Raw genomic sequence first — 14594 nt, forward strand, 5'->3', positions numbered from 1 at the left:
CAGTGCGACATCCTGAGGGGACATTGCACGGATTTCTCGCCCTGACCACGGACCAGGGCCAGGTCCTCGCCGACGGCGACCTCATCGAAATTGTGCGCGGCGATCGCGTGACCTCTCATCTGACCTTCCACTTCAAAGACGGATCACTCGACGAGGAGACCACCGTCTACACGCAGCACGGGTTCTTTCGACTCATCTCCGATCGTCATATCCAGCGCGGACCCTTCTTTCCCCATCCGATCGACATGACAATCGACGTCGCAAAGGGAGTCGTGATGACGAGCTCGCTCGGCAAAGATGGCAAGGACGAAGTCACAACCACAAGGGTCAAAATGCCGCCCGATCTCTGCAACGGACTCGTCATCCCGGTGATCAAGAACATCTCCCCCGATGCCGGTGAAACGAAGGTCTCAATGATCGTCGCCGCACCCAAGCCGCGCGTGGTGACGCTGGACATGATGCCGCAGGCTCCGGGAACTTTTTATCTCGCAGGCATGCCCCGCAAGGCGACGGTCTACGAAATCAAAATCGAGATTGGCGGACTAGCCGGCATCATCGCGCCCGTCATCGGCAAGCAGCCCCCCAACATTTTCATTGAGATCATCCAAGGCGAATTGCCGGCTTTCTTGCGAGAAAGCGGCCCAATCTTTGAAGGCGGAGAGATCCTCACCATTTCGCTCATCGGCCCTACGTGGAAAGCCGAATCTCACGATTAGTCTGCGCAATGAACGATCAGTCTTCGATTGTGGCGAAGTATTCCGCGACTTCGTGCCAGTTGTTCACGCGCACGAAGCCCGTCGCCGTCAGGTTGTGCGGCGCGGTGTACAGCAATCCCCGCCCTTCAAAGCGCAGCAGATTCTTCGGCAGATCGTCTACCAGGTAATCGGCGCGCAAGATGCTCTTGTCGCCGCAGAAGACATAATGCGTGGGCGGAATGAAAGGGAAGTGCCGCTGCAGCCAGCGATACTTCGGCCCAAGTGAGTTGGGCACCGCCATCGCCTGGGTGGCGATGAAGATCTCGAAGCGCGACGAAAGCTGCTTCAGAACCTCCTGCGAGTCCGGCATCAGCGGCAGATCCTCGAAGAAGTCCTCCGCATCAAGAAACGCGCGCAACTCCTTCTGGCGATCCTGCGGCGTAATCTCCCACAGTCCCTTGCCCGCCAGATCATCGACCGTGACATCTTCTTCGAAGGCCTGGTTGTAGCGGCGCAGGTGCTCGGCCAGCGTATCCGCCATCACTTCGTCCATGTCCACGCATACGCGTTTCAACTTCCGCTCTCCGGTTTTTGCGATCTGGCTTCGATTGCATCCCTAAGGCGAGCCATAGCCATGCAATGGCTCGTCCATAGCCGCGTGGAAACTCTAGGCTCCGGCCTGCCGCGGCTTGCGGATCGCATGTCCCGTGTCGGCGACTGCCGGATCCGGTTGGGGCGTCTTGGGTGCGGGCGCCATCGCAGGATCCCAATAGAGTAGCCGCCCGCAACTGTCGCAGGTCAGCAACTCGCCCTCGCGCAGCTGGTTCCACATCTGTGGGCGCACGCCCATGCGGCAGCCTATGCACTGCTGGTTATCGACGCGTGCAATTCCGGTGCCGCGGCTTGTAGCAATCCGGTCGAAGCGGGAAAGCAACTCCGGCGCAATCTCCTTGCGCAGCGCTTCGCGCTCGGCGCCAAGCGTGGTCTGCTGCTGGGTCAGTTCGCGCTGGCTGGCCGCCACGCGCTCCTTTGTCTTGTCCAGTGTCCCAGCCAGTTCTTCTACCTGGGCTCGTGCGGTCGCGAGCGTCGTCTCCTGCACTTCGCTGCGTTCCAGGCTCGCGAATTCCTCAGTTTCCAGGCGATCGATCTCGGCCTGGGCAAATTGCACTTCATGCTCGATGGCCGAGGCCTGTGCCGGTGTGGTCACGCTATCCTGTTGCGCCTTATAGCGCTCCGCCTTCTGCCGGTGGCCCGTAATCTCGCGATCCAGCTTGGTGCGCAGCGAGTCCTCACGGTTCAGCGCATCGGCCGCAGCCGCCGTCTTTGCCTGCATGGCGGCCAGTGCGGACTCGGCCTGGTGAATTTCAGCGGGCAATGCCTTGGCCAATTGCATCAGCCGGCTTCGCTCCAGTTCCACGGCTTGCAGCTTCACCAGGTTCTCAATATTCGTGTCCATCGTTGCTATGAAGTCTAGTTCATTGGCCGTCGAATCAGAAAACGGGTGCGTAGATCGACCGGACGGCATCCAACCTCAAAGATGGAGCTTACTGAGACAAAGACCCCGCGTAGACGCCTGCCCCGCTGGCCATTTTGGATTGGCGGCTGCATTTTCGCGCTCCTGGTCGCCGTCGCCATCTTTATCAACATCGCGGCACATCGCGCCGAGCCATTTGTGCGCCAGCAGGTGATCGGGGCGCTGTCAGAGCGCTTTCACGCGCGCGTCGAACTCGACAGCTTCCATCTTTCGCTGGGCAATACGCTGCGCGGCGAGTGGGGCGTCTGGGGTGAGGGGAAGGGTCTTCGCATCTGGCCACCGGCCGACGTTGAGGGGGTTCACGTTCCGGAGCCCAACCCCTCGCTTCAGCCGCTCATCCGGCTCGATGAGTTCCATTTTCATGGACCGCTGCATTACTCGTCCGGGCAGCCGGTTCACATCACGCAGATTCGTCTCAAGGGTCTCGACATCCGGTTTCCTCCGCGCTCGCATATGCAGAGGGCGATCGACTCCGGGAACGAGAAGCGGCCTCCCTCGGATTCGCTGCATGTCAGCGTCGTGATCGATGCTGTCGAATGTACCGACGCGCGCTTCTCTCTCGAGACGGACAAACCGAACAAGCTGCCACTTCAATTTGTCATCAACCATTTCCGTCTCAAGGGTGTCCGCTCCGGCGCGCCCATGGTCTTCGACGCGCAGCTTGAAAACCCCAAACCCCCCGGAGCGATCCACACCACGGGCAGCTTCGGTCCCTGGATCGTCGAGGATCCGGGAAGCAGCTCCATCAAAGGCGACTACACGTTTAACCACGCCGACCTTTCTGTCTTTACCGGCATTGCCGGTCTGCTCAATTCCACCGGCCGCTACCAGGGAACGCTGCGCGATCTCACCGTGGACGGACAGACCGATACTCCCGACTTCCAACTCACGCATACCGGCCACACCATGCCGCTCCAGACCACGTTTCATGCGCGCGTCGATGGAACGAATGGCGACACCTGGCTTGAGCCGGTGGATGCAACTCTGGCCGGATCGCACTTCACGGCGAGCGGGCAGATTGTGCGCGTGCTGAAGACCGGTGACGACGGACGGTTGCACAGCATTGGCCACGATATCGCCCTCGATGTGAATGTGGATCGCTCGCGGATTGAGGACTTCCTGCGCCTTTCCACCGATTCTCCGACGCCCATTCTCAACGGCGGCATTCAGCTGAAGGCCCATCTCCACATTCCCCCGGGAAAGGGGCCTGTCGGCCAGCGCATCGCGCTGAAGGGGCATTTTGTGATGGACGATGCCGAGTTTACCAGCCTGCCGGTACAGAAGCGCATCCGCGAACTGAGTTTGCGCGGGCAGGGGAAGCTCAATGAGTTGAAGTCCTCAGAAGACGACAAGATCAAGTCGCACGTGGAGGGCGATTTTGCGCTTGATGCCGGTGTGCTGACGCTTCCTTCACTCCTGTATACGGTACCCGGCGCCGATATTCACATGCACGGCACCTATCGCAACGAAGGTGGGACACTCGATTTCACCGGCACGGCGAAGATGGAGGCGACGGTCTCGCAGATGGTGGGCGGCTGGAAAGGATTCTTGCTCAAGCCCGCCGATCGATTCTTCAAAAAAAATGGGTCTGGAACCGAGATCCCGATTTACGTTGCCGGCACCCGCGAAAAACCGCAATTCGGCTACGATTCGGGGCACTCCGGCGGCACCCATCCCCAGCGCCCCGACGCACAATAGCAAGAACTTGTACGGTGGTGCCGCACTCCTGTCCAAATGCGACATCTGGCCTTTCTAGCCTGTCTGTATAATTCTCCGCAGATTCCACATTTCAGTGTCGCGGAGGCTCCTATGGACGTGGTCATTCTGATCCTGCTCGCCGTCCTTGCAATTATCGTTCTCTCGCTCATTCTGGGCAGCTTCTTTACTGTCAGTACAGCCGAGGTCGCGGTCCTGACGCGCTTTGGCAAATTTCTCCGCGTCGCTGAAGCCGGTCTCAACTGGAAGGCGCCCTATCTCGACACTGTTGCGGGAGTTGTGAGTCTTCGTGTTAACCAGATCACGCTGACCATGGAGACCAAGACGAAGGACAACGTGTTCGTCACGATTCCGATATCGGTGCAGAATCGCGTGCGCCCGGAGCGCGTCTACGATGCGTTCTACAAACTTTCCGACCCCGTAGCGCAGATCAAATCCTACGTCGAACAGGTGATTCTCGGCCATGTCCCCGGCATGACGCTCGATGAGGTGTTCGCATCGCAATCGAGCATCGCCGCCGCCGTCAAGCAGGAACTCGACGCCGATATGGCGGCCTTCGGCTACGAGATCGTCAACGTGCTGGTCACCGACATCATTCCCGACGCCAAGGTAAAGTCTGCCATGAATGACATCAACGCCGCCCAGCGCGAGCAGGTAGCCGCGACCGCCCGCGGCGAAGCCGACAAGATTCTCGTCGTGAAAAAGGCTGAAGCCGAAGCCGAAAGCAAAGCGCTGCAAGGGCAGGGAATCGCCAATCAGCGCAAGGCGATTGTCGAAGGGTTGCAGAACTCCATCGAGCAATTCCAGAAGGCCGTTGAAGGCGCCACTCCGAAGGACGTGATGCAACTGGTGCTGGTCACCCAATACTTCGACACGCTGAAGTCAATCGGCGAGAACGACAAGACCAATACCCTCTTTCTCGCTCACTCGCCCTCCGCGGTAAAAGAAGTCTCCGACCAGATCCTCGAGTCCATGCTGATCGCACAGAACTCGACGGTGATGTCGCGCTGAGGATGTCGGAGTGAGCAAAAAAGGCCTTAGTCCGGGACGTCTGGAGGCGTTCTCCGACGGCGTTATCGCGGTCATCATCACCATTATGGTGCTGGAACTGAAGGTGCCGGGGCCGGATGGTTTAGCCGGTCTGCGCGCGGTGCTGCCTACCATCTTTCTCTATCTGCTCACCTTCGTGCAGATTGGAATTTACTGGGTGAACCATCACTATCTCGTCGACGAGGTGGAGACGGTCAGCCACGGTGTCTTGTGGGCCAACCTGATGTTTCTCTTCTGCCTCTCTCTGTTTCCGTTCGCCACGGACTGGATCGGCGTCAAGGGATTGTCATCGTTCACCACTGCGCTTTACGCTGCGGTCAGCATTTTCCCGGGGCTTGGATTTATGGCGCTGTGGACCCAGATTCGGGCGCAGAGTGGGGCGTCTGCGCACGCAAGCTGGGGCAAGCAGATCGCGTCCGTTTCGCTTTATCTCACAGCAATTCCCGCGGCTTATTACCGGCCAGCTGCCTCTCTGGCGCTGATCGGCATCGTTTCGCTCCTCTGGCTGTTGCCGCCGAAGGCCGAGGTCGGCCCCGAGTGAGCTAGTACACCGCTCCGCGGTGAACGCGAGAATTGCCCCCGCTGTGATACTTTGGCGTGTTCACACCGTTGCCGATTTTACGAGCAATGGAAGTTTGAGGGACCCGCAATGCACTGGACCAAATCTGTTGTAGCCGCTATCGCAACATGCGCTCTAAGTGTGTCCATTGGAGCGCTCGCGCAAACCGCACCATTACCGCCATCGACTCCGTCCGCGCAGTCACAGCCCACCGGCCCGGAGTGGTGGCGCCATGCGGTGATCTATGAGATCTACCCGCGCAGCTTTCAGGATTCCGACGGCGACGGCATCGGCGATATCAAAGGCGTCACGTCGCGACTCGACTATCTGCACGACCTCGGCATCGACGCTATCTGGATCACGCCGATGTATCCCTCGCCCGGCATTGACTACGGCTACGACATCTCCGACTACACCGCCATCGATCCGCTCTACGGCAGCATGGCCGACTTTGACAACCTCGTTGCCGAGGCGAAGAAGCGCAATATCCGCGTGATCATGGACTACGTCATCAACCACACGTCAGACCAGAACAAGTGGTTCCTCGAGTCCCGTTCCTCGCGCGACAATCCCAAGCGCGACTGGTACGTCTGGCGCGATGGCAAAGGCGAGACAGCGACAGATAAAGGAGAGTCGCCCAACAACTGGCAGTCGTGGTTCGGTCATTCCGCGTGGCAGTGGGACGAGAAGACGCGTCAGTACTACTACCACTATTTCTATGTGCAGCAGCCCGATCTCAACTGGCGCAATCCCGAGGTGCACAAGGCCATGGATGGCGTGCTTGATTTCTGGATGAAGCGCGGTGTTGCCGGCTTTCGTATCGACGCCGTTTCGCGCCTCTACGAAGATCCGAATCTGCACGATGATCCGTACCTCCCGGGCCACAATGCGTATGGGGATCGCAACATCCAGCACAAGTACACCGACGACTTGCCCCAGGTGCATGACGTCCTCAAAGAAGTCCGCAGCGTCGTCAACAAGTATCCCGGCGATCCGGTGCTAGTGACCGAAGCCGACGAGCCCAATGTCGAGGCGCTGGCGAAGATGTACGGCAATGGCGACGAAGTGCAGCTACCCATGGACTTCCAGATCGCCGACGTGAACAAGCTTTCCGCGCCGCGCTTCCGCGAACTCTTCAACGAGATCGAAAGCAACTCGGCGCACGGCCAGCCCGAATACTTCTTCTCGAATCACGATCAGCCCCGCCAATGGGATCGCTACGGCGACGGCGAGCACAACGATCAGATCGCCAAGCTGATGGCTGTGCTAGAACTCACCACGCGCGGCACTCCGCAGATGTACTACGGCGAAGAACTCGGCATGCGCACTACCGATCCCGCGCGCGTCGAGGATGTGCACGACCCCATTGGCAAACTTGGCTGGCCGAAGGAGAAGGGCCGTGACGGCGAGCGCACCCCTATGCAATGGGCGTCATCGAGCGAGGCCGGCTTTACGACGGCCACCAAACCCTGGCTGCCCATCCCACCCAGCGCCATTACGTACAACGTCGAAGCGGAAAGCAAGGATCCAAATTCAATTCTGAACACCTACAAAACGCTAATTGCACTTCGTAAATCGGAACCCGCGTTGCGCGATGGTTCGCAAATGAGCATCGGTAACGATCCCGATGTTTTCCTATATCTGCGCCAAAGCGGGAATGCCATCGTTCTTGTCGCGATCAACATGAGCGACCAACGACGTACAGTTGGCGTAAAACCGGACGAGTATCTCGGGTCCACCACGGCCCGCCTCTCCACTCTCTATAATTCGATTGGAAACGCCAGCGAACTATCGCCCGCGCACATTGTCCTTGAACCCTTCGCGGCGGTGGTAGCAAAGGTGCAATGAGTTGCACTTGAACCGCACAGCGTGGTCCGTTGCAGGCGGGCCTGGCTCGGGAAGATTCTGTCTTCGCAACCTTGCTTCGCTTCTAAGCGTCTAGGTCAGGAGCGGCCCGATCGATATCGTGCGGGCTCCTGGATCCTTCCCCCGTGGAGATCATTCCATGCAATCCGTTGTCGGCTGGTCGGCGATGCTCACCCTGTGCGCCACCCTGGCTCCCAGTTCCATTTCCGCCCAGGTGCAGGTCGTCGCTCGGGCATGCACGAAAGACGGCAACCAATACAGCTGCGATAAAGCCAATTTCGAAAAGATCCTTCACGTCGCCAGGACAGTATCGGTTCGCACGCCCCGGCTTCATTGCCCCGCGAGCGATAGACGCCCTCCACTTTGCGTCGGCCAAATGAACCCGATCCCGATCTATATCTCTTCATTTGCCAATCGCTGCATTGATTTGGATCGCACCCCGCTCTATCCCACTTTGAACTCCCCGAACCCCCGCCGAATGTGTTAGTTTTGCCTGTTCACACCGTTGCCAATTCAAGAGCATCGGAATCGGGGTTCGTCGACGTATGCCTTCGGCCGAATGACCGCCCCATGGACGAGGAGAGCGCAATGCATTGGACTGGAAAAGTCTTCAGGAAACTCCTAACCGCAACGACCGCAGCTTTGATGTTGACCCTCTGTATTGGTAAGACGGTGGCCCAATCTCCAGAACCCAGCGCTTCCAATGAGAAAAACTGGTGGCGCAATGCCGTGTTCTACGAGATTTACCCACGCAGCTTCGCTGACTCGAATAACGATGGCATCGGGGACCTGAAGGGCATCACCGCGCACCTCGACTATCTGAAGGACCTCGGAGTCGATGCCATCTGGCTCTCACCATGCTATCCGTCGCCACAGGTCGACTTCGGTTACGATATCTCCGACTACGAAGCCATCGATCCCAAGTACGGCACCATGGGCGACTTTGACCATCTGGTTGCGGAGGCCAACAAGCGCCACATTCGCGTGCTGATGGACATGGTGATGAATCACTCGTCCGACAAGCACAAGTGGTTCCTGCAGTCGCGCGTGTCCAAAGACAATCCTTACCGCGACTGGTATGTTTGGCACGACGGCAAGGGCGAGACTGCGACGGACAAAGGCCAGGTGCCCAATAACTGGCAATCCGACTTCGGCCACTCAGCGTGGGAGTGGGATGAGAAGACGCGCCAGTACTACTACCACAAGTTCTATATCCAGCAACCCGATCTCAACTGGAACAATCCCAAAGTTCACCAGGCTTTTAAAGACATTCTGGCCTTCTGGCTCAAGAAGGGCGTAGCTGGTTTCCGCTTCGACGCCATCACCACACTCTTTGAAGACCCCGAGATGCGCGACGACGACGTCTTGCTCGACAAGAACGGACAGCCGTTCCAGAACGCATACGGCGACACTGCGCTGAATGACACGCGCACCAACAACCTTCCTCAAGTGCACGCGGTGATGGCCGAGATGCGCCAGGAAGCCGACAAGTTTTCGACAGACAAATACCCCGGCACCCGCGTCTTTATCGGTGAGACCTATCTGCCCAACGTTGCCGAACTGCTCAAGCAATACGGAACCTTCGAGCACCCTGAGTTCCAGCTGCCCATGGATACGCAGCTCGGCTTCATCAACAAGCTCGATGTCGGTGCCTTTCGCGCGAGACTTGAGGACGCGGAGACCGATCTCGGCAGCAACGTTCCCCTCATCATCTTCGACAATCATGACAACCCGCGCCTCGATGCCCGATTTGGCGACGGAGTGCACGACACCGATATTCAGCGCGTCATCTCCACCATCCTCTTTGCCAATCGCGGCGCCTCGCTCTTCTACTACGGCGACGAAATCGGCATGAAGACTACTCCTCCCACACGAAAAGAGGATGTAAAGGACCCGGTTGGCTTGACCGGCTGGCCCAAAGAGAAGGGTCGCGATGGCGAGCGCACCCCCATGCAATGGGCGCCCGGTCCAAACGCGGGATTTGACGGCCCCAAGGCCACGCCCTGGCTGCCCGTTCCGCCAAGCGCCGCTACCATCAATGTCCAGATGGAAAAGGGAGACCCGGCTTCGCTCCTCACCTGGTATGAAACCCTCATACGGGTGAAGAAAACCAATCCGGCTTTTTCCGAGGGCTCCGACACCATGCTTGACACCGAAAACACCAAGGTGCTGAGCTGGAAGCGCGAAACCGCCGGCGCTCCTCCGGTCGTGATCGCACTCAACTTTACGGCCGAACCGCAGACGGTCAACCTGGTTGGCCCCGGGCTGCCGGATGGCACCCTCAACACTCTGCTGAAAACCCCTGGCGGCCCCAGCTCAGCCTCGCTGAAAGCTATTCAACTCGGTCCCTACGGCGTCTATATTGGCCAACTCCAGTTCATGATCAGCCGCTAAGACAGGTCGAAACAGAAGCAGACTCAATCGGCGGCTTCTCTTCCCTGAAGTCGCCGATTTCGCTTTTCCGCCCCGGATCAATTTCCAATCCTCAAACCAGCGGCCGCTGGAGTAATATGGCGGAACGTCCCCAGCCGGGGGCGCGGGCTGACCGTGGCCCATCCTCCTCAGGAATCCGATGCCGATGCCCGAAGTTACTCTCGACCGAGCCGCAATCTTCCAGGCCGCCCTCGCCGAACACATCCAGATCATCCAGGCCCTGAAAGATCAGCAGCGCGTCCTCGATCAGATCGCCTCCGAAATGGTTCTCGCCATTCGCATGGGCGGCAAAATCCTCTGGTGCGGCAACGGCGGCAGCGCGGCAGACGCGCAGCACCTCAACGGCCAGCTTGTCGTCCGATTTCGCCTGGACCGCCCCGGCATCCCCTCCATCGCACTCTCCACCGACACCTCCATCCTTACCGCCGCCAGCAACAACTACGGCTACGAGCACATCTTCCAGCGCCAGGTCGAGACGCTCGCACGCAAGGGAGATGTCGTGGTCGCCATTTCCACCTCGGGCAACAGTCGCAACGTCTTTCTGGCCCTCGAAGCAGCCCGCAAGGTCGGCGCTGTTACAGTGGCCTTTACGGGGGCCGGCGGCGGCAAAATTGCCACGGCGGCGGATTTTCTATTTGAAGTCCCGTCGAATGACACTCCCCGCATCCAGGAAGCGCACATTCTCGCCGGACACGTCCTGATCGAAATCCTCGAAAAGGAGATATCGGCTGGGCAGGGAACAGCGGCGCAGAATGGCGCAGGAGTCAGAAATCCTGTGCCGACTCGTCCTCAGTAATTCCGGATTCAGAGCTCGTAATCTTGTCTTCCGCTTCTCGTAGCCGGGAAAGCGTCTTGCGGTAGAACCACGCCGCTGCCAGCCCTCCCAGAACCGCCGATGCGGCGGCCACAGCCCCGACCTTCAACCAGCCAGGCGGAGGTGGTCCGCGCCGGTCAGCTTCCGATTCGGAACTCGCTTCTGTTGAAACTGAAGATTTCAAACTACTTGCCATCCTGTAAACCCGTCTTCAGTCTATCCTGGGCCGTTCTGCCTCAACCATCGTGGCGCACGTTAGATGCTTCTCGGAGGGAAAGGTTTCATATACCACATGGCGGGAAAATTTCAAATTTTGTATTTGCTTCGAAGTGGATCTATAGTATCGTGTAGATATTCCAGTGATGGAGAGCGGTCTTCCTGATCGCACCAAAGCTGGAAGTAGTTTGCGTCACTGGCCTCCCGGCACGAACAGCTAACCGTTCGTGCCGTCTTTTTTTGTCCTGAACTCACCAGCCATCTTACTGCGATATTCTCTTCGGATTCGAGGCATTCGTTCCCGACGGTGGATTCCGTTTGCTTCGTCGCGGGTCTAAAATGACCAGGAGAGAATACCGCCTCAATGATCATCGCCAATCGCCGTTTCTTTTTGGGCTTTGCCGTCTTCGCCCTCACTGCCGTCAGCTACGCGCAGTGGTCCAACCCCGCCGAGGATGTCCCTGCCTATCACCCCTCGGCACCGCTGAAGGTCGTCGCGCTGCCTGCGCTGCTGTCTGGGACGAAACTCACGGGCCAAAACTTCCGCTACCCCTGGCAGGTCCATGTCTATCAGCAGGCCGCGAAGATCGGTAGTGTGCTCTATCAGCTTCCGTGCAACTGCCGCTGCGACCGCGCCCTGGGCCACACCAGCCTGCGCAGTTGCTACGAGGGTTTGCACGGCACGGAGTGCTCCACCTGCGCGCAGGAGGCTTTTTACGCCTACGCGATGACCAAGGCCGGTAAGACCCCTGTCGAGATCCGCACGGGCATCGCGAAACACGCCTACGAGCAGATCGATCTCGAAAAGCAATAACCGACCAACAAATAACGGCTCGGAATAGCCAGTCAACTCCAACACTCGACGGCAGATTTTGTCTGCTTCGTGTTGTTTCCTCTCTCTGCGCCAGGACGCACCGTCAGTCACGCCCGAACAGGCATTCCGTTTGCTGTTTTGCTCGCAAGAAGCAGTAGATTAACCGTCTTTAGAGTTCTTGAGAGTTCCGTCAAGACTTCACGGCGCTAGTTCGATAGCGTTTGCGTACGGAACCGGGTCTGAAGACATTCTGCTCAGCGCCCGTTCGGCAAGTGCTTCCCAAGCACGCACAGCCAAAGTGTTCCAAGGTCCCTGTGACTAGTGAGGAGAGGTCAATGAGCCGACACTGTTTGATTTTGAACGGCAAAGACATCAGGAACTTCGGGCTAATTTCACTTGCCTGTTCAATCGGATTTGCCGCGTTTCTGGCGCCTCTCGCCCAGGCACAGACGCAGAACCCCATCCAGGCAATGAAAGATGCCTGGAAGAAGACTCGGGAACAACAGCAACAGGTAAAACAACCGCAATCGAAGAAGGTGGCGAACCCCGGCTCGGGGTCAAACAGCGCAGCCCCAACCCCCAAAAACCTCCCCCACTCGTCAGCCCACGTCGATGACCAATTGATGGCTGCGAGCGAAACGGGGCTGCAGTTTCAGATCAGCGAAACTTCTGCGCATTTTGTGGCGCCGGCGCATCGCGGTAGTCGCATGGTGATGCTCTTTGACGGCGCGGAGGGACCGAAATTCGACCAGATTGTTCCTATGGGCGGAGCCAGCGGACCGGTTGTTTTCAGTCCCGACGGCACGCGCTTTGCCTATACCGGACGTTCCGGACCTGAGAAGGTGGTGATGGTAGACGGCAAGGAGGTGCTTCGGTTCGACGAAAGCAAGACGGCACTTGCCCCCGGAGCCTTCAATGCCGCTGATGTGGAGTTCACCCCGAACAGCAAGCACTTCTTCTTCCGCGTCCATCCCATATCGACCATGGGGCACGAGAGCGATGCTGCGCACTTCTACTGGGACGGAGTCCCCGGCCCGCCCTTCGCAGACTATGCCGTCATCAGCCCTGATGGTGATCACTACGCCTATTTCACGCACGTGCCATCGCCGAACGGAGACGCCGTTCCGCACCTTTACCTGGACGGTAAGGCCGCCGGCTACATGGGCGGCAATCCGCAGTTCACGGCCGACGGAAAGCACCTCTTCACGGAAATGAATTATCCGAGGCCTACGCCCTATACCGAGGTCCTTCTCGACGGCAAACCAATCATGAAGGCCACAGCGGTCCAACTCTACATGCCCCCGACCGGATACAACTTTGTTGCCGTTCTTGGAACCGGCATTGGTGACAACTACCGATTCCTCGCGGTTGGCAACAAGAAGGTGGAAGGAAGCGAGTGCCGAGGCTCCGGCGGCTACGACCAGGTTTCGTTTACTCCGGATGGCAAGCATTGGGCAGCGCGATGCGAATCGAGATCCGGATACCACTTTGTCATCGCCGACGGCAAGAGAGGATCGGAATACGGCGACATTTCCATGCTGAACTTCACGGCTGATGGAACGGTCACGTATTTTGCCGGCCAGCTCAACAAGCACTACGTCGTGATTGGAGACCAGGAGTCAGAGGGGTACGACGGGGTGGGGCCCGCAGCGGCCCAGGATCTGTCGCAGGTCGGAATGCCCGGCCCGTCAGTGATCGGCGAGCACCTTGCCTATGTCTCTCGCACTTCTGGAACGCGTGGAGCAGTCATGCATATCGATGGCAAGGCATTCCCCGCCACGGACTTGGGAAAGCTTCAGTTCAGCCCCGATGGCAAGCACTTCGCCTTTGTCACCACCGGGAATGACCCACGCTATGGAACGGTTGTGCTGGACGGTGTGAACCAGCCGGGCACTTACATGGATATGTCTCAGATAGTTCGCAAGAACCGTGGATATATCCCAACTATTGTCTTCAGCCCGGACAGCAAACATGTCGCATGGTATGGCACTTCGCCCTCTGACCCGGAATCGTCAGGCATTTTTGTCGATGGCAAATTTGTTAGGTCTGGCGAAGCTGGGCTAACGCCATATCATGTGACCTTTACGCCGGACAGCAAGCATCTTGTCTACGGTTCGATCATGAGAACGGAACCGTCGAGCTTTGGTGTGTTTGTGGATGGCAGGCTCGCGGCACAATTGGACCTGAACAACTCACTGATGCAGAACGAGTCCTCATGGCAATGGGCTGACGATGGAAGTCTATTTGTGTTCGGACAGGATGCGGACGGCCTCAAGCGGTTGCGGATTAAACCTGCGGACGACACCAGCGTGGCAACCATGGTCGGATCTGGCGCAACCATTGCGGAGAACCGCTGAAACTTCTCACAGACGTTTTTGCACCAACGCGACCACCTCGGGGACTCTCGAGGTGGTCGCCGAAATCACCGTTCGATCCCCATCCAATACTTCAGGATCACGGCTCCGAATCCCGCAGCCATTGCGGCAACTTTTGGCCCTGGGTCGCCGAAGATCTCGAATCCTGTTTACAGAACACACGGCCGCCAGTTTCGGAACCCATTGCTGGACCACCGGACCCATGAAGTGAGCTTCCACGGCAGCCGCATCCACGTATGTCTCCAGAAGCGTGAACCGCTTGCTGCCGACATCGGCAAACCACTCGTAGCCGAGCGTGCCGGGCTCCGATTTCGAGCCCTCCGTCATAGCCTTCGCGATGCTATTGAACGCTTCGGTCTGTCCTTCGTTAATGGTCAGGCTCACTGCCAGGCGTACCACTTTCCCTATCACGTTGACCTCACTTTCCTCCCCAATCGCATTGAGATGCGAAGGGTTACATGCCACCGTAGCACCCCGCATCCAGCTCTCACATCAGATTTGGCGTAAAATAAAAAGAGCAGC

Annotated in this window: 12 protein-coding genes; 9 read left to right on the forward strand and 3 right to left on the reverse strand. The window is 58.3% G+C overall.

What is annotated here, in order from left to right:
* Positions 1–23: 23 nt before the first annotated feature.
* Complete coding sequence (locus VK574_RS02360; RefSeq protein WP_472798199.1) at positions 24–716, forward strand: hypothetical protein; 693 nt, start codon at positions 24–26, stop codon at positions 714–716.
* Between the two features lie 16 nt (positions 717–732).
* Here VK574_RS02360 and VK574_RS02365 read toward each other — a convergent pair whose 3' ends face one another.
* Positions 733–1269, reverse strand: coding sequence for a 5' nucleotidase, NT5C type (locus tag VK574_RS02365; RefSeq protein ID WP_472798200.1), 537 nt, complete (start codon positions 1267–1269; stop codon positions 733–735).
* A 93-nt stretch (positions 1270–1362) separates the two neighbouring features.
* A complete protein-coding gene (locus VK574_RS02370) occupies positions 1363–2151 on the reverse strand; it encodes a zinc ribbon domain-containing protein (RefSeq protein ID WP_472798201.1) in 789 nt (262 codons plus the stop codon).
* 45 nt (positions 2152–2196) lie between these two features.
* Between VK574_RS02370 and VK574_RS02375 the strand changes: the two genes are divergently transcribed.
* The 8 genes from VK574_RS02375 to VK574_RS02410 all read left to right on the forward strand — a co-directional run bounded on the left by VK574_RS02375 (position 2197) and on the right by VK574_RS02410 (position 14054).
* Complete coding sequence (locus VK574_RS02375; RefSeq protein ID WP_472798202.1) at positions 2197–3927, forward strand: AsmA family protein; 1731 nt, start codon at positions 2197–2199, stop codon at positions 3925–3927.
* A gap of 111 nt (positions 3928–4038) precedes the next feature.
* Positions 4039–4956 carry an SPFH domain-containing protein gene (locus VK574_RS02380; RefSeq protein WP_472798203.1) on the forward strand — a complete coding sequence of 306 codons (918 nt, stop codon included), beginning with the start codon at positions 4039–4041 and terminating at the stop codon, positions 4954–4956.
* Between the two features lie 10 nt (positions 4957–4966).
* Positions 4967–5536: a TMEM175 family protein gene (locus VK574_RS02385; protein WP_472798204.1), complete on the forward strand. Its 570-nt coding sequence runs from the start codon at positions 4967–4969 to the stop codon at positions 5534–5536.
* 108 nt (positions 5537–5644) lie between these two features.
* Positions 5645–7402, forward strand: coding sequence for an alpha-glucosidase (locus VK574_RS02390; protein ID WP_472798205.1), 1758 nt, complete (start codon positions 5645–5647; stop codon positions 7400–7402).
* A 606-nt stretch (positions 7403–8008) separates the two neighbouring features.
* Positions 8009–9814: an alpha-glucosidase gene (locus VK574_RS02395; protein ID WP_472798206.1), complete on the forward strand. Its 1806-nt coding sequence runs from the start codon at positions 8009–8011 to the stop codon at positions 9812–9814.
* Between the two features lie 184 nt (positions 9815–9998).
* Complete coding sequence (locus tag VK574_RS02400) at positions 9999–10649, forward strand: D-sedoheptulose-7-phosphate isomerase (RefSeq protein ID WP_472798207.1); 651 nt, start codon at positions 9999–10001, stop codon at positions 10647–10649.
* Positions 10650–11247: 598 nt separating this feature from the next.
* Entirely contained in the window at positions 11248–11697 is a 450-nt protein-coding gene (locus tag VK574_RS02405; RefSeq protein WP_472798208.1) for a PCYCGC motif-containing (lipo)protein, read from the forward strand.
* Positions 11698–12032: 335 nt separating this feature from the next.
* Positions 12033–14054: a TolB-like translocation protein gene (locus VK574_RS02410; protein ID WP_472798209.1), complete on the forward strand. Its 2022-nt coding sequence runs from the start codon at positions 12033–12035 to the stop codon at positions 14052–14054.
* 6 nt (positions 14055–14060) lie between these two features.
* On the opposite strand, the gene VK574_RS02415 is transcribed toward VK574_RS02410, so the two are convergent.
* Positions 14061–14483, reverse strand: coding sequence for a putative quinol monooxygenase (locus VK574_RS02415; protein ID WP_472798210.1), 423 nt, complete (start codon positions 14481–14483; stop codon positions 14061–14063).
* Between the last annotated feature and the right edge of the window lie 111 nt (positions 14484–14594).

This window comes from Occallatibacter sp., assembly GCF_035317045.1.
In the GTDB taxonomy this organism is placed as follows: domain Bacteria; phylum Acidobacteriota; class Terriglobia; order Terriglobales; family Acidobacteriaceae; genus Telmatobacter.